The organism is Flavobacterium sp. WV_118_3 (assembly GCF_039778605.1).
Taxonomy (GTDB): Bacteria; Bacteroidota; Bacteroidia; order Flavobacteriales; family Flavobacteriaceae; genus Flavobacterium.
This window is the reverse complement of record NZ_CP156060.1, coordinates 1,239,899-1,262,699: the sequence shown is the minus strand read 5'-3', so window position 1 is coordinate 1,262,699 and position 22,801 is coordinate 1,239,899. Positions and strand designations below refer to the sequence as shown.

The following is a 22,801-nucleotide window of genomic DNA, read 5'->3' as shown; positions in this document are numbered from 1 at the left end:
AAAGTAATTAAAAACCCTACTGCTACCAAAAAAAACCGCCCTTTCGTGAAGGGCGGTTGGTATAAATTTTAATCGTGATTTTCGATACTCTTGTAGGCGTCAATGATTTTCTTAACCAGTCGGTGGCGCACGATGTCCTTATCGTCGAGGTATAAAATACCCACACCTTCTACGTCTTTTAAAATCAATAAGGCTTCTTTTAGTCCGGAAATAGTCCGTCGTGGTAAATCGACCTGCCCCGGATCGCCTGTAATAATAAACTTGGCATTACGCCCCATACGGGTTAGAAACATCTTCATTTGCGAATGCGTCGTGTTTTGTGCTTCATCCAAAATAACAAAAGCATTGTCCAACGTACGCCCGCGCATAAAGGCCAATGGTGCAATCTGGATAACCCCTTTTAGGAGATAATCTTCCAGTGTTTGCGGTGGCAGCATATCGCGCAACGCATCGTATAACGGCTGCATATACGGATCGAGTTTTTCTTTCATATCGCCCGGAAGGAAGCCTAAATTTTCGCCGGCTTCTACTGCAGGACGGGTTAAGATGATCCGCTTTACTTGCTTTTCTTTCAATGCTTTAACTGCTAATGCAACTCCGGTATAGGTCTTACCGGTTCCGGCAGGTCCTACGGCAAAAACCATATCGTTTTTCATGGTAAAATCGACCAGTTTCTGCTGATTCGGCGTTAAGGCCTTAATCAACTTTCCTCCAATACCATGTACCAGAATCTTGTCGTGATCGGCCATTTTTTGTTCGTCCTGACTGTTGGTTTGCACAATGCGTTCGATCACGTTGTCGTCGATAGAATTATAGCGCGAAAAGTGATTCATCAATCTATGGAACCGCACTTCAAACTCATCCAAAATTTCCTTCTCTCCGTAGGCTTTCAACAGCGTGCCACGGGCTACGATTTTTAATTTTGGGTATAATTTTTTAATTATCTCAAGATGAGCATCCTGAGCCCCCCAGAATTCTTTAGGGGTGATGTCTGTCAATTCGATGGTTCTTTCGTTCAAAAGCAACGGGATTTAATTAAAAAAATAAGTTAGCTTTGCATATCTCAAATCTAGCAATTTTTAAAGAAAGTTCCCTTAATAGTTATAAACAAAATGATGTCAATAATTACGCTTACTACCGACTTCGGGCTGAAGGACCACTTTGTGGGTTCGCTGAAGGGTAAGATTATTACAGAACATCCTGATGTGCAAATTATTGACATTTCGCACAATATCGATTTGTTTAACATCTCGGAAGCCAGCTATATTATCAATGCGGCCTACAGTAGCTTTCCGAAAGGAACCGTGCACCTGATCGGAGTCGATTCGGAGCGCACTTTCGAAAACAAGCATATTGCCATGCAATGGAACGACCATTATTTTATCTGTGCCGATAATGGTATTTTGAGTATCCTAACGCAGAAAATTGTGCCTCAGAAGATTGTAGAGATCAACATACACGATCGTTTAGCGGATAATGCGACCGATATGGACGTTTTTGTAAAAGTGGCCTGTCATTTGGCAAAAGGCGGTGTGATGAACGTCATCGGTCGGGAAATTAACAGTATCAAAGAAATCAGCGAACTTCAGGCAACTGTTGCCACCGATTATAACGCGATTAACGGTGCGGTAGTTTATATTGATCATTTTGGTAACTGTGTTACGAATATTTCCCGAAAACTGATTCAGGAAACCGCCCGCGGACGAAACTTTGAGATCCGTTTCGGAACCAAGACCATTAAAAGCATCCACCAGAACTATTCCGATTTTAAAGTATCCGAGAAATTTGTTTTAAAGGACTACGAAGGCGAAAAGCTGGCGTTGTTTAACGAAGCTGATTTTCTCGAAATTGCCATCTACAAAAGTAACCCGTCTACAGTGGGTTCGGCCACCTCATTATTAGGCCTGAAATTCCGCGATCGGGTGACTGTAATTTTCAAATCTTAAATTCCAAAAATTAATTCATAATTCCTTATGTTTGTACGCATCGTAAAAATGAGTTTCCAAGAAGATAAAATCGAAGCTTTTTTAACGAATTTTCATGAAGTAAAGCAAAAAATACGCAACTTCCCCGGTAATCGCTTTTTGGAGCTTTACCAGGACAAAAACAACCCGTCGGTTTTCTTTACCTATAGTTATTGGGAAACGGAAGCCGATTTGGAAAACTACCGGAAATCGGAGCTTTTTATCGAAGTTTGGGCGTATACAAAGCAATTTTTTAATGCCAAACCCGAAGCCTGGAGCGTGGATAAACTGGTGAGTCTGGAATAAAATAAAACGTACAATAAAATAAATGAAAGCCTTATTATTAAGAGAGATCAAATCCTTTTTCGGTTCGCCGATCGGTTATTTGGTTATCGCTATTTTCCTGTTGCTAAACGGCCTGTTCCTATGGGTATTTGAAGGCGACTTTAATATTCTGAAAAGTGGTTTTGCCGATTTAAGTCCCTTTTTCACCCTATCTCCGTGGATTCTTATTTTCCTGATTCCGGCGGTTACCATGCGTAGTTTTTCGGATGAAAAGAAACAAGGTACCATCGAGTTGATGCTAACCAAACCGTTAAGTATCTGGGAAATTGTAAACGGTAAGTTTCTGGGTGCCTTTTTGTTAATTGTAATTGCCATTATTCCAACAATTATTTATGTTGTGGTACTTTCTAAATTTGGAAACCCGGAAGGGAATATCGATATGGGAAGTACTTTGGGGTCCTATTTTGGTTTATTGTTCCTGATTGCATCTTATACCGCCATTGGAATCTTTACATCTACCCTATCCGACAATCAGATTGTAGCGTTTATTATTGCCGTTTTCCTTTGTTTTGTGTTCTATTTCGGTTTCGAAGGAATGTCGGGTTTTATGGGCTCTTTCGGAAATACGATAGCCAGTTTAGGAATGGATTACCATTTTAAAAGTATGAGCCGTGGTGTGATCGATACCCGCGACATTATCTATTTTATCAGTGTTACCGTACTATTTTTGTCGGCAACGGTTTATAAACTTAAATCTTTAAAGTGGTAATGAAAGCGCAGCAAAAGAAACACCTAAAACAATTCGGGATTACCCTACTTGCTCTGGTTGCGGTAAACGTTATCGGTAGTTATTTTTTTAAACGATTTGACTTAACGCAGGACAAACGCTATACCCTATCCGAAACCTCTTTAGATATCCTTAAAAGCATCGACAGTCCGTTGTATATTGATGTATTTCTGGACGGGCAGTTTCCGGGAGAATTCAAACGATTGCAAGCCGAAACCAAACAGCTTTTAGAAGAATATAAAGCCTATAATTCCAACATCATTTTCCAATTCGTCAATCCGTTGGAAAAAGAAGAAGAGCGCGAGGCAACCATGAAAATGCTTTACCAACGTGGACTGACACCTATCAGTATTACGGTAGACGATCGTGGTAAACAATCACAGGAAGTGGTTTTTCCGTGGGCTATTGCGACCTATAATGACAAAAGCACCAAAATACAGTTGCTTAAAAACATGATGGGAGCGACTACCGAAGAAAAAGTAGTGAGTTCGGTACAACATTTGGAATATGCCTTTGCCGATGCCTTTAATAAAATCTCAAAAAGCAAGGAAAAGAAAATCGCGATCATCAAAGGAAACGGAGAATTACACGAACTACAGATTGCCGATTTCCTAAAAACCATTCGCGAGAGTTATTATATCGGACCTTTCACATTGGATTCAGTGGCGAAAAACCCGGTAAAAACAGCCGCAGCGCTTAAAAAATACGATTTAGCCATTATTGCCAAACCGAGTGAGAAGTTTAACGAGGAAGAAAAACAGGTTTTGGATCAGTTTATCGTTAACGGTGGAAAAACATTATGGTTGGTCGATGCGGTTCAGGCCGAAATGGACAGTTTGTATAACGACAGTGGATCGATTCTGGCCTTTCCAAGAGATCTGAACCTAAACGATATGTTCTTTAAATACGGATTCCGAATCAACCCGGCTTTGGTAAAAGACGAACAGGCAGCACCGATAAAACTGGCTTCCGGCGAACGCGGAAGTGCGACACAATACGAACAATATTTCTGGAAATATTCGCCATTTATCTATCCGCAATCGCAAAATCCGATTGTAAAAAACATCGAAGGCGTACGTTTTGAATTTGCCAACCCTATCGATACGTTAAAAAATGGAATTAAGAAAACCATTTTGATGGAATCGTCGCAATATTCGAAAAGTATCGGTACACCAATTGAAGTGAGCCTGAATATGGTTACCGAAGAAAGCGGACCAAAAGACTATGTGGGTGGCGGTCGTATACCGGTATCGGTGTTGTTGGAAGGTAAATTCCAATCGATGTACGACAACCGTGTGCTTCCGTTTAAAGACAGTACGTATAAAACTAGCGGAAAAACCGGAAAAATGATTGTGATTTCCGATGGCGACATTATTAAAAACCAACTGGATCAGGCATTTCAGCCTATGGAACTGGGTTATGACAAGTGGACGAACAACCTGTATGGCAATAAAGAATTCCTTTTAAACTGTGTGAATTATTTACTGGACGACACCGGACTTATTAACATTAGAAGTAAAGATGTCGATTTGCCGTTACTGGACAAACAAAAAGTGTACGACAACTACACGATCACCCAGATTCTAACTGTCGGATTACCAATAGTTGTACTGGCCTTGTTTGGACTATTGTTCACTTTCCTGAGAAAAAGAAAATATTCCCGCTAGTTGTTAATAAAAAATGTTTTTTCATTAGAGAGATTACGATATATTTGTGAAATGTAAAATGTAATCGAGGATTTTACAAACCTAAAAAAGAAAGATGATGAAGTTTATTGTATCCAGTTCATATTTATTAAAACAATTACAGGTTTTAGGTAGTGTTATCAACAGTAGCAACACCTTGCCTATTTTAGATAATTTCTTATTTGAATTAGACAATAACCAACTTAGAGTATCGGCATCCGATTTGGAGACTACCATGTCGGCCACATTGGAAATCGATTCTACCAGTCAGGGAAGCGTAGCCGTTCCGGCGAAACTTTTACTTGAAATTTTAAAAACATTCCCGGAACAACCGCTAACCTTTACCGTTGAAGACAACAATACGGTAGAGATCAGTTCGAACTCCGGTAAATATGCCCTGGCCTACGCTCCGGGTGATGAATTCCCGAAAGCAGTAGTTCTGGAGGAACCGTCTTCGACTTTGGTTCCGGCAGAAGTATTGGCAACGGCTGTGAGTAAAACCATTTTCGCAGCAGGTAACGACGATTTACGTCCGGTAATGTCGGGAGTATTCTTCCAGTTTTCCCCGGAAGGATTAATCTTTGTAGCGACCGACGCGCATAAATTGGTAAAATATGCCCGTACCGATGTAAAAGCATCTCAAGTGGCCGATTTTATCATGCCTAAAAAACCATTAAACATTTTAAAAGGTATTTTGGCGGCTTCGGATGCGGAAGTAAAAATTGATTACAACGATTCGAATGCAACTTTCTCTTTTGACAACTATATTTTAACCTGTCGCTTAATTGATGGAAAATATCCAAATTATGAGGCGGTTATCCCGAAAGAGAATCCGAATAAATTATTAATGAACCGTACCCAGTTTTTAAGCTCTGTACGTCGTGTGGCGATTTTTGCCAACAAAACCACGCACCAGATCCGATTAAAAATTGCCGGAGCGGAATTAAACATCTCTGCTGAGGATATCGATTACTCCAACAAGGCAGAAGAAAGATTGACCTGTGATTATCAGGGCGACGATATGCAAATTGGGTTTAACTCCCGTTTCTTAACCGAAATGTTAACCAACCTGCAATCGGACGAAATCATGCTGGAAATGTCGTTACCAAACCGTGCCGGAATTTTAACCCCGGTAGACGGATTGGATGAAGGCGAAACCGTAACCATGCTGGTCATGCCGGTAATGTTAAACAGCTAATCTTACGCTATAACCAACCCCTTTATAACCAAAAGACCGCAAAACTTATTAGGATTGCGGTTTTTTATTTGATCAAGGTTTTTACTTACACCTGACAGGTTTTAGAAACCTGTCAGGTGTAAGTAAAAAAACCTAGCACTATGAGTACCATCTACCCGGAAATTCCTATTTTTAGATGTTACAATATAAAAGCGTTTAATTATTTCACCTCTTAATCCAACACCATGAAAATCCGTATTCCCTTATTTATTTTACTGGCTCTATTTTTAAATAGTTGCGATCAGAAGCAAAAAAAGGTAGATACACCCGATCCAAAAGCGCCGCAACAGGTTTCTCATTTAAAAGAAGAAGAACTCATGTTGCAAAAAATGTATCAAAAAATTGTAGCCTATCACTCCGATGGCAATGATATCCCTGTTGATTCTTTAGAAACGGTGAACGAAAAATTTCAAACGGCCTTTTTAAACAGTCTGACTAAAAATCCGGAATCCATCCGATATCCATTTGATTCTTTAAAAAAGGAAAATATCGATATTGTAATCAGTAGTGATTCCTTATTTAAAATTTACAGTTGGAATACCTGGGAAGGTGGTACCATGTTAGACTTTATGAACTTGTTCCAATACCAATCCGGGACAAAAGTAAAAGCAAAATTATCGGAAGACACCAATCCCGAAAGTGATGATGATTATATTCCGTTTTATTCGGAGCTGTTCACACTAAAAAACGGTACAAAAACCTATTATTTAGCGGTTAGCAATGGTGTGTATTCCTCCAAAGATGTGAGTCAGTCGATTGAAGTCTTTACCATTGAAAATGGCGAACTGAAAAAAGAAACCAAACTGTTTAAAACAAAAGAAGGATTTGTAAAAGAATTACGTATTGACTTTGACTTTTTTAGTGTAGTTGACCGACCGGAACGACCGTTGAAATTAATCAAATACGATGATCAGAAAAAACAGATTTATCTTCCGGTGGTAACCAATGACGGAAGTGTAACAAAGGGTTTTACCGTTTATACCTTTACCGGACAGTATTTTGAAGTAAAATAATTATCACCCATAACTACACCTGACCCGTTTTGGAAACCTGTCAGATGTAAAAAAGCCCCGATGATAAACTCATCGGGGCTTTTCTATATCTTGATTCCAAAAATTACACGTGTAATGCTCTGTTATCGGTAGCGGCTAAAGCCGCTTCTTTGATGGCTTCTGCAAATGTTGGGTGTGCATGCGACATTCTGGAAATATCTTCCGCCGAAGCTTTGAATTCCATAGCTGTAACCGCTTCCGCGATTAAATCCGCACAACGAGGCCCAATCATATGTACGCCTAAAACTTCATCGGTTTTAGCATCGGCCAGGATTTTTACAAATCCGTCGGTATCACCTCCGGCACGGGCACGACCTAACGCTTTGAATGGGAAGCTTCCCGATTTGTAGGCTACTCCGGCTTCTTTTAACTGCTCTTCTGTTTTACCAACAGCAGCCACTTCCGGCCAGGTATATACCACACCCGGAATTAGGTTATAATCGATATGTGGTTTTTGTCCGGCAAGGTATTCTGCCACAACCACACCTTCTTCTTCTGCTTTGTGCGCCAACATCGCTCCGCGAACTACGTCACCGATAGCATAAATGTTTGACGCCGTAGTTTGTAAATGATCATTTACTTCAATCTGACCTCTTTCGGTAATTTTCACACCGGCTTTATCGGCATTTAATCCTTCTGTATACGGACGACGACCTACTGAAATCAACGCGTAGTCACCTTCAAGGGTGATCACTTCACCTTTAGCGTTCTCCGCTTTAACGGTGACCACTTCTCCGTTACGATCCACCGCCTGAACTTTATGTGACGTATAGAATTTCATTCCCTGTTTTTTCAACACCTTTGTCAATTCTTTCGACAAACCGGCATCCATGCCCGGAATAATACGATCCATAAATTCCACCACAGAAACCTGAGCACCAAGACGTAAATACACCTGACCTAGTTCCAACCCGATGACACCACCACCGATGATCACTAAATGTTTCGGAACTTCTTTTAATTCCAATGCTTCTGTAGAGGTGATGATTCTTTCTTTATCGATTTTGATAAAAGGTAAGCTGGATGGTTTTGAACCGGTAGCAATAATGGTATTTTTTGCTTCGATTTTTTCAACCGAACCATCTTTTTTAGTAATCGCGATAGCTGTAGCGCTTTCAAAAGCACCTACTCCTTCGAATACGGTAATTTTATTTTTATCCATCAGGTATTTCACCCCTCCGGCAGTTTGATCAACAACAGCTTTTTTACGGGCCACCATTTTTTCAAGGTTCACTTTCACGTCACCGCTCACTTCAATACCGTGATCTGCAAAATGAGAAATTTCTTCGAAATGGTGGGAAGAAGCCAACATTGCTTTAGACGGGATACATCCAACATTTAAACAAGTACCTCCTAAAGTGGAATATTTTTCAATAATGGCCGTTTTCATTCCTAATTGGGCGCAACGGATTGCCGCTACATAGCCTCCAGGCCCCGAACCAATAACAACTACGTCAAATGAACTCATAGTATAATTATATTATGTTGTGTTTTTAAAAATTTCATTACAAAATTAAGCATTTTTGTTTAGACGAAATCGGTTTATTTTCAAAATAAAATTATACCCAAAATACATTAAACGTCAGAATCGTTTAAAACAATTATAATGACTATTACGATTAAATTCCCGGTGTAATTTTCCTTTTTTCCTTACTGGCACAATCTTTTCAACTAGCCTTGTTCCAGTTTTTTCAGGATGGCTGTCCATTCTTTTAATCCGTGAAAGAGCAATAGTATTTTAATTACGGCTACAAACATTAGTACCATAGCCATTCGTCTGTCGAATCTTTTACAGTATCGTCCTGAACTAATAAATTCTGGGTTTTACAGGAGCTGAAAAATAAAACCACAATGAGGTAACCAACTATCGTTTTCATGATTTGCATTTTAAGTGCATTAAAAAAGGGATAACAACCGTTGAATAATATTTGGGTTGGATTTTCGGAGTTCTTCCTTTACCCGCGCCACCTTATTAATTAATTGTATGATTTTATCACAGGCATCATTATCTTTTATGACGTAATCAAAAGCGCCATATTTCAGTGCATCGACAGCGGTTTTGATGTTTTCCTGACCGGAAACCATAATCACATAGATATTCGGGTTATATCGTTTAATCTTTTTTAAGACTTCAAAGCCCGTAATATCCTCCATGTTATGGTCCAAAAAAATGATATCGGGATTCTGATAAAGATTCAGAATGCAGTCGTTTCCGTTATCATAAAAAGTAATAGCATTGTAATGACTGTTTCGTAAATGTTGCTCATATACATTGGCACAGAATACATCGTCATCTACAATAAAAATTTTGAATTGGGTCTGATTTTCCATGATTGCTTTTTTTATTTATAGCACAACCAAAGTCAGACCATACAATTAACAATCAGATTATCAGTATATTAAAAACAAAAAAGATGTTGTTATTTTCCATATTTTGGAAACAATTCCATCGAAACAATTTTAGGACATATCAAATACTTTCTTAAGTTTTTCAATTACCAAAAGCAAATGCTTTTTAACGGGTTTATACAACTGTATACAATCCTTAAGGTTACCCGTATTATTCTCTTTAGCCATAATCTCAAGTGCCTTTACCTCATTGAGAACCGCCTTAATACCAATACTTTCTATACTAGGCTTAACCTTATGGACTAAACGACTTACTTCAAGTAAGTCGCCAGACTCAAATGCACGGTCAATTTTCTGAAGCGTTTCTGTTGTTTGCGTTATAAAAATGTGGATCATTTTCGCAACAAAAGAATCATTTCCTCTACTTAAAATTTTGATGTTCGTAAGATCGTATCCCTCTTGATCATATGTGGAATCCATAAGGTCGTCGTCTTCATCTACCACAACATTGTTTACCGTATATTTTGCAATCGTTTCGATCAATACCCGTTCTTCAAACGGTTTTGTAACATAATCATTCATTCCGACTTCCCTGCATTTATCGATTTCACTCTTAAATGCGTTAGCTGTAAGCGCAATTATCGGAATAGTCAATTTAAGCTGGTTCCGGATTTTATCAGTGGCTTCCATACCATCCATTCCCGGCATTTGAACATCCATCAGAATAATATCAAATTTCGTTTTGGCTACTATCTCCAAAGCCTCGTTTCCATCGCATGCCTCAGTTACCACAGCATTAAAATAATTGAGTGAATTAATAGCCACCAACCGGTTCATCGGATTATCCTCCACCAATAAAATCCGAACTCCGGTAATATCAACATTGATCTCTTTTTCCTCTTTAACCACATCAACCATATTCCCTTTTGGCAAGACGATCCGAATGTGCATCGTTGTGCCTATATTTTTAGTACTTTCCACCCATATTTCTCCTTTCATCATATTCACTAGCTCTTTGGTTATGGCCATCCCTAATCCGGTACCGCCAAATTTTCGGGTAACCGCAATATCCTCCTGAGAAAATTTACTAAAAATTTTTTTTATAAAAGCCTGATCCATTCCAATACCCGTATCCGTAACAGCAATATGCACTTGCAGTTCGTGTATCGTTTCTGATTCCAAAATGCAACTCAGCGTTATCTTTCCTTTTGGTGTAAACTTTAACGCATTTCCGATCAGATTAAACAAGATCTGTTCCAATCGAAGCGCATCCCCAATTACCACCGGACAAATTTTTTCGTCCATAAAAAAACTAAGGCGTAAACCTTTTTGTTTTGCTACCGGTTTCATTACCCGGATCACCTTATCCAGCGATTCTTTTAGGATAAAATCTTTATTTTCCAACGCGATTTCACCGGCTTCAATTTTTGAGATATCCAGAATATTATTGATAATATCCAGTAGGTGTTTGGAAGCAATCCGGCAATTTTCCACACAAGCATGTTGTTTTTCCGAAAGTGATTCCTTATTTAATTCTCTTATAAAACCAATAATGGCATTAAGCGGCGTTCGCATTTCATGACTCATATTGGCTAAAAAAACCTCTTTTGCTTTTGAGGCCTCAATAGCTTTTAATTTCTCTTTTTGTAATTCAATTTCAAGCTCTTTCTGTGCTGTGATATCCAAATGGATACCGATAGAACCGATCAGTTTTCCGTTATCGTCATAATTGGGAGCACCACCAATAGCCCACCATTTCAATTCTCCCCTTTTATTCTTAATCGGAATTTGATAAACATCCGACACTCCTTGTTCACGCAATTTTATTTTACTTTTGATGGTGCTAATATTTTCACCAAAAACAAATATTTCGGCTGGTTTTTTTCCGATAAGTTCCGAAATCTCAAAACCGCACATTCCGGCAAAACTTTTATTAGCAAACTGAATCGTTTCATTTACATCGACCTCTATTAATCCCAAATTCATATTCGTGATAATATTCCGATACTTTTCTTCCTGAAACCGCAATCGTGCTTCATTTTCTTTTCGTTCTGAAATATCCTGAATAAAGGAACAGAAAAACCGTTCTCCGTTTTGCTCCAATGGTACAACAAAAAGTTCCACCGGAAACTGGACGCCAAATCGATTGATCACTTCAATTTCAAGTTGGGTACTCAAATTATCTTCAGTAACCGTTTTTACATAATATTCCATTCCCTTCATATAGGACTTTAGATCGGTGCTCGGAATAATCCGTTTTATTAAACTTTCTCCGATCACTTCTTCCTTTCTCCAGCCAAAAATAATTTCAGCCTGCTTATTCCATGAAGTGATTTTTCCGGAAGCATCGACCGTTATGATGGCATTAAAAGAAGAATTCATAATAATTCTGTTGAATTCTTCACTTTGTACCAATAAATTTTGATATTGTGTTTTTTCGGTAACATCGCGAAGTTTCCACAGATGTCCCACACTTTCCTGTTCAATAAAAATCGGAATATAATCCCGCTCAAAAAAGTATCCTTCCTCTGTTTCCAACAACTCTCCGATCACTAGTTCATTTTTTTCTACAATGGCATTTACTCGTTCCGCATACGCTTCTCGATTTTTAAAAACGATTTTAGACTCATCGAAAATCCTCGAATGGTCGGCTCCAACCAAATGTTCCGGCGCTATACTTATTTTTCGCATTTCACAGAAATAACTGTTGATAAATGCTATCTTCCCCTGATTATCGACGACTAAGATACCCGATCGTAAATTATCCAGTAATGCTTGGAGTAATTCGACGGTTTGCCGTAGTTTTTTTTCGACCTTCTTTCTTTCCTTAATTTGTCTGCTTACATAACCTGTAACGAGTAATAAATCGTCCTTATTATTATCAGACTGCATAACATATTCGGCATCCAGTTCCAGAATATTCGCAAATAAATTCGATATCGACTGCTGTTTTAAGGCATATTCTTTTTTTAGATTATCGTTAATTTCATTGTATTCTTTTTCACTTATCTGAAAAGCATGTTCCAACAGATCTTTATCTCTTTCAAACGAATGATACGATTCATTAACCGAATTGATAAATGTTGTAAACTGTGGATTTTTCAGACAATCATCTGTAAGATGTTTTTTAATTTGCCGTTGTAATAGTTTATGGACTTCCATAATTAATCGATTTCACTTAAACACGTAATAGTCATTGTCTGATTATGCAGTACACAATCTTCCCATGGTTTTAACGGCGATATTTCGCCATAGGAATAAAACCCGGAAAGAATAGTTCCTTCGCCTAAGATTTCCGAAACAGCCTCAATTTCCTCCTCTGTTCTAGTGTCCAAAACCAATTTTCGTCCAACACAACTAATGAGTAATGCCAGCTTGGGCTTAAAGTTATTCATTTCCAGACAAGCCGAAGCGGCCTGACTTGCCGCATCAATCAACCTATCGAAATTAGACCGCATAAAACGTACCTTACTCCCTATTGGGATATCACCGGCAAATATCATCGATTGATTATCTTCATCGATAGACAATATTGTTCTTACAATAGGTTTCGATTCGTTTCCCGTTTGAATTGATAGCGGAAACAATAATGCCGATGCGGGAAGCTTTTCAGTATACTTTCCCAAATAACTTTTATAAAGTTCCAGCACATTTTTCTCATCAATCTGGTATAAAACATTCCCATCTGCTTTTGTAACCGTCCTCTCCAAGCCAAAACTTTCCCATCCTCCCATCGAACCATGGGACACCTGCAGTTGATCACCATAAAAACCGATACCTACAATAGTACCCGACTTCGGAAGCTGGTCTAATCCTACCACCGTTTCGTTAAAATCGGCACCATCACCAGCCAAACCACCGGTAATAAGTACATTTTCCCCTTTAAAAGCGTTGATTCCTTTTACTAACTCACTTCCGTTAACGATCCCGCCATCCGAAAAAATCATCACCAGTTTCAAATTGTCCCCGGAAAACTTTTTGATTAGTGCAACACCGGCATCATAACTGGAACTAAAAGCTTTACTGTTGACTTCGAATGTTTTTACAGCCGTCGTTGAAAAGGTAAGAGCAACTAATGAGATTGTATTGTTAAAAACAGTATCATGGTAGATTTCTCCAGCCGACGAACACAAAACCAGTTTAGCGTTTGGAAACGTATCCCGTATTTTTATAAAATTAGATGGATTCGTTACCAATTCCCTTAAACCAAAACCAATAACCAGTTCTGCATCTTCATATACTAGTCCGTCAGTGTTCACTTCTTTACAAAAGGAATTATTCTCAAACAATAAAGAAGCTATTTTCATAACGCTATATTTTTTAGTTGAACCGATTGAATTAAATTATATATTGTCGATTTTCCGATATCTAATTGTTTTGCCGTTTTTAAGACATCGTTTTTATTTTGCTTTAGAAAGTACATAATGATTTCCGAAGTATACTCTTTGAGTGTTTTGGATTCCGATAAAAAGAAATCCGTTTCTCTTAAACTGTTAAACATCAGGTTTTCTTCTGAAATTTGTTGATCATCACACATAACACAAGCCAGATCTATAACTGATTTTAATTCCCGGACATTACCCGGAAACGGATACTTTAATAATTTTTCCTGCGCACCCTTTGTTAATCCTATTGTTTTCATTTTGTTTTCTTTTGTAAACAGATCGATAAAGTGTTTTGCCAATAGTAAAACATCATTTTTTCTATCCCGCAAAGGCGGCAATTCAATAGGAAGTCCAATAACACGATAATACAAATCTTCTCTAAAGTTTCCTTTTACAACTTCCTGTTTCAAATCCTTATGAGTAGCAATTACTAGTCGGACATTCAATTTAATTTTAGTGGTTCCTCCTATACGAGTCACTTCCCGCTCCTGTAACACCCGTAATAGTTTACTTTGAAGACTTAAATCCAGTTCTGCTATTTCGTCTAAGAATATTGTTCCTCCATCTGCCTGTTCAAACTTACCGATGACGCGGTTATCGGCTCCTGTAAAAGCACCTTTCTCATGCCCAAAAAATTCACTTTCAATTAGCTCTCTAGGTATTGCTGCCATGTTAACAGCAATGAAAGGTTTATTCTTTCGTTCCGAATTATAATGGATTGCGTTTGCTACCACTTCTTTTCCAGTTCCCGTTTCACCGGATATTGAAACCGTAATATTGGATTGCGCCGCTTTTTCAATTTTCTTAAAAACAGTTTTAATAGCGTCACTCTGTCCAATAATGGTATTAGCAAAACTAAATTTCTGTTCTAATTTTTCTTTAAGTACTTCGACCTCATTTTGCAAATTGCGATTTTCCCGGATTTTGATTATCGAATTCCATAAAAGATCTTTAGTATTATTGTTTTTAACAATATAATCTTGGGCACCGGCCTTTAAGCAGTTGACAGCCACTTCGATATCTTCCTGTCCGCTAATCATGATTACCGAAACAGTATTATTAATTTGTAGAATTTTTTTTAAGAGTACATCTCCTGAAATATCGGGTAATCCGAAGTCAAGACAAACTATATCCGGCTTTAAAAACAACTTTTCAAGACATTCTTTCCCGGTTTGAAAAAGAGTAACGGTATAATCGGGATTTAACATTAAATGATACTTAATTACCTCTCCAAAAAAGGGATCATCCTCCACTAAAAATATTTTAAGAGCCTGCATAAATTGCTATTTATAAATGGGACATTTTTAATAACAATTTACAAAATAATTCACAAAATGCATTTGTTTTTTTTGAACATAAAAGTTAACCAAATATCAAAATAAACGGTATAATTTTGTTTTGTAACAACTAAGTTCATTCTGCCAACAATTAGCTTTACTACTCTACCTCTTTTACTATTTAAAACCGATTCATTTCGTGGCAGTATTCACAAAAACAAAACACCAAAAAGAGGCTGTCACAAAAGTAAAATCACAATTTTCTGATTGCACACAATGGAACGACCAATTAATTTGATCAATAGTTTTTGTCTGATTCTGATTTTATTTTTTGATTCGTTGATGCTATATAAAACAAAAAGAGGGCTATCTCCATTTGAGACAGCCCTCTACCTTTTTTTGTTTTTGGATTACATTACTTCCTGACAAGTATATACCTGTGGACAAGCAATATATTTACGGCAATACGCCGGTCCGGTTACCGAACCACTGCACGAACATCCGCACAGGGATAGATCCGGGTTGATGATTTCAATTTCTCCTGTAATAGCTCTTTGATGTTCTTTGGTTAGCACCTGAACACCAGCAATGTTTAAAAGATTTGCTTTCATAGTTTTGGGGTTAAATAGTTCAAATTCAATTATATTTTTGTTTCACCACAATTGTATACCTGTAAACAACCGATATACAGACTGCAATACGCAGGTCCGGTTACCGAGCCACTGCATGAGCATCCGCATTTGGATAAATCATGTGGTTCTTCAACCAATACTTGTCCTAAAATTTGTCTTTGGTTCTCTTTCGATAACACTTGAACTCCGGAAATATTTAAAAGATTTGTTTTCATAATTAAATAGATTAATGCGATTAGAATAGCTTATATATGATTACAAGTATACACCTGAGGACAGACCATGATACGCTGACAATAAGCCGGTCCCGTTACCGAACCACTGCACGAACAACCACATTTGGAGATATCACCTATAACCAATGCCTGTCCTGAAATTTGTCTTTGGTTCTCTTTGGATAACACTTGTACTCCGGAAATATTTAAAAGATTTGTTTTCATAATTAAATAGATTAATGCGATTAGAATAGCTTATACTTCACCACAAGTGTATACCTGAGGACATCCAAAATAGCGATCACAATAAGCCGGTCCGGTTACAGCGCCACTGCACGAGCAACCACATTTGCTCAAATCGATCGGTTCTTCCACGAATACTTGTCCGTAAATACTTCTTTGGTTTTCTTTCGATAACACCTGTACTCCGGTGATGTTTAAAAGGTTTGTTTTCATAAGTTATTTGGTTTGATTAATTATTTGCCAAAATAAGAATTTATTCGCAAAATGCAATACAAATAATATAAAAAAAGGCTTTAAATCACAAAAGATGTAGTATTCTTAACCTGACCAATCATAAAAGTACTATGAGTACTGCCAATATGCTGCAATGTAGTCAGTTTTGTAACCATAAATTCCCGGTATTCTTCCATATCCTTTACACATATCTTAAGGATATAATCGTAATCACCACTCACATGAAAGCACTCCAGGACTTCATTTAGCTGCACCACTTCTTTTTCAAACTGACTGATAAACTCGCGGGTATGTTGTGTTAGCTTTAAATGACAAAACACGACAAATCCTTTTTCGATCTTATTTCGATTTAAAAGTGCTACATAGCGCGAAATAATGCCTTCTTTTTCGATTTTCTTAATGCGTTCGTAAACGGCCGTAACCGATAGGTTCAGTTTTAGCGAAAGCTCTTTATTGGTCAGCTTACAATCATTTTGCAACAATTGCAGCAATTTTTTATCAATGTTATCGAATTTCATACGGATCGTTAGTAGAATTAAAAAAAATTGGTCAAAATAGTATAAATCACTTTAAAACAAAAAATTAAACTACAAATATACATTTTAATAGTTTTATTATCTAAGTTTAAAAACTATCATTGACTTTTTTTCACCAATAACTTTATTTTGACATTTTATATTACATAGTATAACACAACTAACTATAGAAGCATGAAAAATTTCAACCCGGCTGATAAAATACAGGACTTACAGTATTTTGGCGAATTTGGAGGCGTTAACCCATCTATCTCCGATTCGTCTACCTATACCTTCCTGTCGGCCAAAACCATGTTCGATACTTTCGAAGGAAATGCCGAAGGTTGCTACCTTTATTCCCGTCACTCTTCCCCTAGTAACTTATATTTAGGTGAAGCGTTGGCTGCGATGGAAGGAACCGAAACGGCCAACGTAGCGGCATCCGGAATGGGCGCGATCACACCAACCTTATTGCAACTATGTCAAAATGGAGAACACATAGTGTCTAGTCGTACCATTTATGGTGGAACGTATGCTTTCCTTAAAAATTTCGGACCTCGTTTGGGTATTAAAACAACATTTGTAGACATTACGAAACTGGACGTGGTAGAAGCCGCTATCCAACCCAATACTAAAGTATTGTACTGCGAAACGGTTAGTAATCCTTTATTGGAAGTAGCCGATATTGAGAGTCTTGCCAAACTGGCTAAAAAGCACAACCTTACTTTGGTTGTTGACAATACTTTTTCGCCCTTATCGGTAGCGCCTGCCAAATTAGGAGCCGATGTGGTGATTCACAGTTTAACAAAATACATCAACGGAAGTAGCGATACAGTTGGCGGTGTGGTTTGCGGAACGCATGACTTTATCAACTCCTTAAAAAATGTAAACGACGGAGCCAGCATGCTTTTAGGTCCAACAATGGACAGTTTGCGTTCGGCCAGTGTTTTAAAAAACCTGAGAACGTTACATATCCGTATGAAACAACACAGTCATAACGCTCTGTATCTGGCTGAAAAATTTGAAAAAGACGGAATTAAAACCGTATATCCGGGATTAGCAAGTCACCCGAGCCATGAACTTTATAAAAATATGATCAATCCGGAATACGGATTTGGTGGTATGTTAACGATTGACGTAGGTTCGTTGGATAAAGCCAATGCGCTTATGGAATTGATGCAAAACCGTAATTTAGGATACCTGGCGGTGAGCTTAGGGTTTTACAAAACCTTATTCAGTGCACCGGGAACATCAACATCTTCCGAAATTCCATTGGAAGAACAAGCCGAAATGGGCTTAACAGACGGATTAATCCGTTTCTCCATCGGATTGGATAACGATATTGAGAGAACCTATCAGATGATGAAAGATTGTATGAAGGAACTTTCGATTTTAAATTAAGTTTTTAGTTTTTTTTAGTTTAAGTCCGTTTAAGATTTTATGTCTTAGGCGGATTTTTTGTTTGTAACAAAATCGGCAATCCTGCAACTAATGACTAACAGTAGTGTTTTTTGTGTTGATGTTAACACGATAATCCTATAAGATTAAATAAATTTAGCCTTTTAAAATTCTAGTACTAAATGAAAAAGTTCACTTTTCTGTTTCTTTTAGCCGGTTCGATGACGTTTGCGCAACGGAACCTGACGATCGAAGAAGCAACTACAGGCATGCGTACGTATGCACCGAAATCGATGTTGGCCACACAATGGCGAAAAGATGTAAGTGCGATTACGTATCTTGACAACACCTACCAGAATCTGGTAACCCGCAACGAAAACAACCAGTGGAAAGAAACCACCTTATTGACCAAAGACGATGTTCAGAATGCTTTACGCGCCAAATTCCCACAGGACGAGTTCAATCTAAGAATGTTCCCGTTTGCCTATGAGTGGAAAAGCGCCAATATCATGGCTTTTGAAGTAGCCGGTAAAAAAGCAAATTATATCGTCGAATTTGACGCGACACAAAAAAGCATTACCAAAGCCTTATCAATTCCGTCTGATGCAAGTAACCAACTGGCAACCGATGCTAAAAACCGTGTAGCCTGGTTAAACAAAAACAACATCCGTATTACCGATGCAAATGGGAAAACCATCGAAGTAACGAACGATACCGACAGCGGCATCGTAAACGGAAGTGACTATACACACCGTCAGGAGTTTGGAATTCACCAGGGTATGTGGTGGAACAAATCCGGTGATAAACTGGCGTACTACCGCAAAGATGAAACAATGGTAACCAATTATCCGTTGGTTGATTTCGGAGCCCGCGTTGCTGAGGTAAAAGATATCAAATATCCGATGGCCGGAATGAAGAGCGAAGAAGTTACTTTAGTAATTTTTGACGCGAACACCAATACTAAAGTAACACTTAAAACAGGCGAACCTAAAGAACAGTACCTTACTTGTGTTACCTGGGATCCAAACGGTAAATTTATCTATGTAGGTTTATTAAACCGCGAGCAAAATCATTTGAAGTTAAACCAGTATGATGTGGTTTCAGGTGCGTTGGTAAAAACCTTATTCGAAGAAAAAGCCAGTACATATGTAGAGCCACAACACGATTTGACGTTCTTACCAAACAATCCAAATCAGTTTTTATATCAGACCGAAAACGAAGGATACAACCAATTGTATCTTTATAGTACGGATGGAAAACTGATCAAGAAATTAGGCTATAAAGATGTAGTGGTAAAAGACCTGTTGGATTTTGACGCCAAAGGAACTAAAATCAGCTATATCGGAACGGCAAACAACGGATTAGACCGTCTGTTGTATGAAGTGGATCTTAAATCAGGGAAAACAACTACGTTAACAACCGTTAGCGGAACACACGCGGCGAGTTTAAGTTCAAACGGAGCGTATTATTTCGATCAGTATAGCAATACGACCACGCCAAACGAAGCAGCTATTGTAAACGTTAAATCTAAAAAAGCGACTTCATTGATCAGTGCTGAAAATCCATATGCCGGTAAAATCAACATGCCGAAAATGGAATTGGTAACGATTACATCTGCCGACGGAAAAACGCCTCTAAACGGACGTTTGATCTATCCTGCTAATTTTGACGCTACCAAAAAATACCCGGTAATGGTGTATGTTTACGGTGGATCGCACGCGCAATTGGTAAACAACCGTTGGTTGGGTGGTGCCAATCTTTTCGACAATTATATGGCACAACAGGGTTATGTAGTGTTTACATTGGATAACCGTGGAAGTGATTCCAGAGGAAAAGATTTCTGTCATGTGAACCATAGAAAATTAGGTCAGAATGAAATGGCGGATCAGATGAAAGGTGTGGAATTCTTAAAATCCAAATCATTTGTAGATCAAAATAAAATTGGTGTTTCCGGATGGAGTTTTGGTGGTTTTATGACCATTTCATTACTGCTAAACCAAAGCGATACGTTTAAAGTTGGTGTAGCTGGTGGACCGGTAACCGACTGGAAATATTATGAAGTAATGTATGGTGAGCGTTATATGGATACGCCACAGGAAAACCCTGATGGTTATGAAAAATCCAGCGTGATCAATAAAGTAAACCAATTAAAAGGGGATTTATTAGTGATTCACGGAGCGCAGGATCCGGTAGTGGTACAACAACAAAGTATGGAGTTTATCGAAGCGTGTATCAAAGCCGGTAAACAAGTGGATTATTTCCTTTATCCGACGCACGAACACAATGTATCCGGTAGAGACCGTATTCACTTAAATGAAAAAATCGCCCGTTATTTCGATTTGCATTTAAAGAATAACTAATAGTTTCTACACCTGACAGGTTTTTAAAAACCTGTCAGGTGTAACTCAAAATAAAAAAGCCTTTTCGCTACAGCGAAAAGGCTTTTTTATTTTAGAACTATTTATTATTCTTATTTCAATTGTCCGGCATACACCGCAAGATCAATTAATTTGGAAGAATAACCATATTCGTTATCATACCAGGAAACGATTTTATAAAACGTTGAATTCAATTCGATTCCCGCTTTTGCATCTACAATACTGGTTCGCGTATCGGAAACAAAATCCTGAGAAACCACATCGTCTTCGGTAAATCCGATAATGTTTTTCATTTCGTTTTCAGACGATTTTTTTAATACATCCATAATTTCGGCATACGAGGTTTCTTTTTGAAGTTTAACCGTTAAATCAACTACCGAAACATCCGCTACCGGTACACGCATTGCCATTCCGGTTAGTTTTCCTTTTAATTCCGGGATAACTTTTGTTACTGCTTTGGCCGCTCCGGTCGATGCCGGAATAATGTTTACCAAAGCCGAACGTCCGCCACGGAAATCTTTTTTAGACGGACCGTCAACCGTTAACTGTGTTGCTGTAGTCGCGTGAATCGTGGTCATTAATCCTTCTACGATTCCAAAATTATCGTTTAAAACTTTTGCTAATGGTGCCAGACAGTTTGTTGTACAAGATGCGTTCGAAATTATAGTATCCGAAGCGGTCATTTTATCGTGGTTAACCCCCATGATAAACATTGGCGCATCGGCCGATGGTGCCGAAATCACTACTTTTTTTGCACCACCTTTAATATGGGTTTCCGCTTTTTCCAGCGTGGTAAAAATTCCGGTACAGTCGGCAATAACTTCTGCTCCCGCTTCATCCCATTTTAATAGTGACGGATCTTTTTCGGCTGTTACGCGGATAAATTTATCGTTTACATATAACTGACCGTCTTTTACTTCTACTTTCCCATCGAAACGACCGTGAACCGAATCGTATTTTAACAGGTATGCCAAATGATCCACTGCCAGTAAATCGTTAATTGCTACAACTTCAACATTATCTCTTTTAATGGTTTCTCTGAAAACAATTCTACCGATTCTTCCGAATCCGTTAATTCCTAATTTTACTTTCATCACATTCTTTCTTAAAAATTATTAAATCGAAACAATTTCCGAAACGCGCAACAGTTCCCTGTCGATTTCCGAATGTCCCTTAACTGCTTGTTCCAATGGCGTCAGTTCTACTTTATCGTTGATCAACCCAACCATAAAGTTGGATTTCCCTTCCAACAGGGATTCTACGGCTTTTACGCCAAGTCGACTGGCCAATACCCTGTCAAAACAGGACGGTGATCCACCGCGTTGCATATGTCCTAAAACCGATACGCGAACATCGTATTCCGGCATATTTTCTTCTACATAATCCCCTAATTCAAAAACGTTTTTTCCGATTTTATCGCCTTCGGCTACTACGACAATACTGGACGATTTTCCGGACGTCTTGCTTTTTCGCAGCGATTCCAGTAATCGTTCCAATCCCAGGTTTTCTTCCGGGATCAGAATATCTTCGGCTCCGGCACCAATTCCGGCATTTAAAGCGATATGTCCGGCATCACGTCCCATTACTTCCACAAAAAACAGACGGTTGTGCGAACTGGCCGTATCACGGATTTTATCGATCGCTTCCACCACGGTATTTAAAGCGGTATCAAATCCGAGGGTATGACTGGTTCCGAAGATATCGTTATCGATAGTACCGGGAATTCCCATAATCGGGAAGTTGTACTCTTTATTAAATACAAGACCGCCGGTAAAACTTCCGTCACCACCAATGATCACTAAAGCATCAATTCCGGCATTTTTAAGGTTATCGTGGGCTTTTTTACGCCCTTCGGGTGTCATAAATTCTTTTGATCGTGCCGATTTTAGTATCGTTCCGCCTTTATTCACAATATTGTTAACCGAACGGGGGCCCATTTCTTTAAAGTCACCCTCAATCATTCCCTGAAAACCGCGGTAAATTCCGACACATTCAATATTATGGTAAGCGCAGGTACGCACTACGGAACGGATGGCTGCATTCATACCCGGCGAATCCCCTCCGGATGTAAGCACACCGATCTTCTTTATTGTTTCTGACATCATATATTCGTTTATTGTAAATTTAATAAATAAACACGAGATACCTTACAGAATATAGGCATA

Annotated in this window: 21 protein-coding genes; 8 read left to right on the top strand and 13 right to left on the bottom strand. The window is 38.4% G+C overall.

What is annotated here, in order from left to right; translation table 11 throughout:
• Positions 1 to 68: 68 nt before the first annotated feature.
• Positions 69 to 1,019 carry a PhoH family protein gene (locus ABFU83_RS05780; RefSeq protein ID WP_136401385.1) on the bottom strand — a complete coding sequence of 317 codons (951 nt, stop codon included), beginning with the start codon at positions 1,017 to 1,019 and terminating at the stop codon, positions 69 to 71.
• Positions 1,020 to 1,115: 96 nt separating this feature from the next.
• Here ABFU83_RS05780 and ABFU83_RS05775 point away from each other — a divergent pair, with 96 nt between their 5' ends.
• The 6 genes from ABFU83_RS05775 (at position 1,116) to ABFU83_RS05750 (ending at position 6,971) form a co-directional block, all read left to right on the top strand.
• Complete coding sequence (locus tag ABFU83_RS05775) at positions 1,116 to 1,946, top strand: SAM-dependent chlorinase/fluorinase (protein ID WP_347070198.1); 831 nt, start codon at positions 1,116 to 1,118, stop codon at positions 1,944 to 1,946.
• A 27-nt stretch (positions 1,947 to 1,973) separates the two neighbouring features.
• Positions 1,974 to 2,270, top strand: coding sequence for an antibiotic biosynthesis monooxygenase family protein (locus ABFU83_RS05770; protein WP_347069551.1), 297 nt, complete (start codon positions 1,974 to 1,976; stop codon positions 2,268 to 2,270).
• Between the two features lie 22 nt (positions 2,271 to 2,292).
• A complete protein-coding gene (gldF, locus tag ABFU83_RS05765; RefSeq protein ID WP_347069550.1) occupies positions 2,293 to 3,018 on the top strand; it encodes a gliding motility-associated ABC transporter permease subunit GldF in 726 nt (241 codons plus the stop codon).
• Positions 3,018 to 4,703 (top strand): gliding motility-associated ABC transporter substrate-binding protein GldG, encoded by a 1,686-nt coding sequence (gldG, locus tag ABFU83_RS05760; RefSeq protein ID WP_347069549.1) that lies wholly within the window; start codon positions 3,018 to 3,020, stop codon positions 4,701 to 4,703. Before gldF ends, gldG begins: the two co-directional genes overlap by 1 nt.
• Positions 4,704 to 4,800: 97 nt before the next feature.
• Positions 4,801 to 5,919 (top strand): DNA polymerase III subunit beta, encoded by a 1,119-nt coding sequence (gene dnaN, locus ABFU83_RS05755; RefSeq protein WP_347070197.1) that lies wholly within the window; start codon positions 4,801 to 4,803, stop codon positions 5,917 to 5,919.
• A gap of 224 nt (positions 5,920 to 6,143) precedes the next feature.
• Positions 6,144 to 6,971 (top strand): hypothetical protein, encoded by an 828-nt coding sequence (locus ABFU83_RS05750; RefSeq protein ID WP_347069548.1) that lies wholly within the window; start codon positions 6,144 to 6,146, stop codon positions 6,969 to 6,971.
• A 103-nt stretch (positions 6,972 to 7,074) separates the two neighbouring features.
• On the opposite strand, the gene lpdA is transcribed toward ABFU83_RS05750, so the two are convergent.
• The 10 genes from lpdA to ABFU83_RS05700 form a co-directional block, all read right to left on the bottom strand.
• A complete protein-coding gene (lpdA, locus tag ABFU83_RS05745) occupies positions 7,075 to 8,478 on the bottom strand; it encodes a dihydrolipoyl dehydrogenase (RefSeq protein WP_347069546.1) in 1,404 nt (467 codons plus the stop codon).
• A 428-nt stretch (positions 8,479 to 8,906) separates the two neighbouring features.
• The gene (locus tag ABFU83_RS05740) at positions 8,907 to 9,341 is read right to left on the bottom strand and encodes a response regulator (RefSeq protein WP_347069545.1); all 435 of its coding nucleotides are present in this window, start codon (positions 9,339 to 9,341) and stop codon (positions 8,907 to 8,909) included.
• A gap of 129 nt (positions 9,342 to 9,470) precedes the next feature.
• The gene (locus tag ABFU83_RS05735) at positions 9,471 to 12,521 is read right to left on the bottom strand and encodes a PAS domain S-box protein (RefSeq protein WP_347069544.1); all 3,051 of its coding nucleotides are present in this window, start codon (positions 12,519 to 12,521) and stop codon (positions 9,471 to 9,473) included.
• A gap of 2 nt (positions 12,522 to 12,523) precedes the next feature.
• Entirely contained in the window at positions 12,524 to 13,666 is a 1,143-nt protein-coding gene (locus ABFU83_RS05730) for an FIST N-terminal domain-containing protein (protein WP_347069543.1), read from the bottom strand.
• Positions 13,663 to 15,021 (bottom strand): sigma-54 dependent transcriptional regulator, encoded by a 1,359-nt coding sequence (locus ABFU83_RS05725; protein ID WP_347069542.1) that lies wholly within the window; start codon positions 15,019 to 15,021, stop codon positions 13,663 to 13,665. The genes ABFU83_RS05730 and ABFU83_RS05725 overlap by 4 nt, the downstream gene beginning before the upstream one ends.
• A gap of 410 nt (positions 15,022 to 15,431) precedes the next feature.
• Positions 15,432 to 15,632: a hypothetical protein gene (locus ABFU83_RS05720; protein WP_347069541.1), complete on the bottom strand. Its 201-nt coding sequence runs from the start codon at positions 15,630 to 15,632 to the stop codon at positions 15,432 to 15,434.
• 29 nt (positions 15,633 to 15,661) lie between these two features.
• The gene (locus ABFU83_RS05715) at positions 15,662 to 15,868 is read right to left on the bottom strand and encodes a hypothetical protein (RefSeq protein ID WP_347069540.1); all 207 of its coding nucleotides are present in this window, start codon (positions 15,866 to 15,868) and stop codon (positions 15,662 to 15,664) included.
• A 30-nt stretch (positions 15,869 to 15,898) separates the two neighbouring features.
• The gene (locus ABFU83_RS05710) at positions 15,899 to 16,093 is read right to left on the bottom strand and encodes a hypothetical protein (RefSeq protein ID WP_347069539.1); all 195 of its coding nucleotides are present in this window, start codon (positions 16,091 to 16,093) and stop codon (positions 15,899 to 15,901) included.
• Between the two features lie 30 nt (positions 16,094 to 16,123).
• A complete protein-coding gene (locus tag ABFU83_RS05705) occupies positions 16,124 to 16,324 on the bottom strand; it encodes a hypothetical protein (protein ID WP_347069537.1) in 201 nt (66 codons plus the stop codon).
• Between the two features lie 80 nt (positions 16,325 to 16,404).
• Positions 16,405 to 16,863, bottom strand: a complete 459-nt coding sequence (locus ABFU83_RS05700; protein ID WP_136401679.1) for an Lrp/AsnC family transcriptional regulator — start codon at positions 16,861 to 16,863, stop codon at positions 16,405 to 16,407.
• Between the two features lie 192 nt (positions 16,864 to 17,055).
• Between ABFU83_RS05700 and ABFU83_RS05695 the strand changes: the two genes are divergently transcribed.
• Positions 17,056 to 18,261 (top strand): aminotransferase class V-fold PLP-dependent enzyme, encoded by a 1,206-nt coding sequence (locus ABFU83_RS05695; RefSeq protein WP_347069536.1) that lies wholly within the window; start codon positions 17,056 to 17,058, stop codon positions 18,259 to 18,261.
• A 179-nt stretch (positions 18,262 to 18,440) separates the two neighbouring features.
• On the top strand, positions 18,441 to 20,618 hold the full coding sequence (locus ABFU83_RS05690) for a DPP IV N-terminal domain-containing protein (RefSeq protein ID WP_347069535.1): 2,178 nt from the start codon (positions 18,441 to 18,443) through the stop codon (positions 20,616 to 20,618).
• A 110-nt stretch (positions 20,619 to 20,728) separates the two neighbouring features.
• Here ABFU83_RS05690 and gap read toward each other — a convergent pair whose 3' ends face one another.
• Together gap and pfkA are read right to left on the bottom strand one after the other, a co-directional pair.
• A complete protein-coding gene (gap, locus tag ABFU83_RS05685; protein ID WP_347069534.1) occupies positions 20,729 to 21,730 on the bottom strand; it encodes a type I glyceraldehyde-3-phosphate dehydrogenase in 1,002 nt (333 codons plus the stop codon).
• 21 nt (positions 21,731 to 21,751) lie between these two features.
• Positions 21,752 to 22,738, bottom strand: coding sequence for a 6-phosphofructokinase (pfkA, locus tag ABFU83_RS05680; protein ID WP_347070196.1), 987 nt, complete (start codon positions 22,736 to 22,738; stop codon positions 21,752 to 21,754).
• Positions 22,739 to 22,801 lie beyond the last annotated feature (63 nt).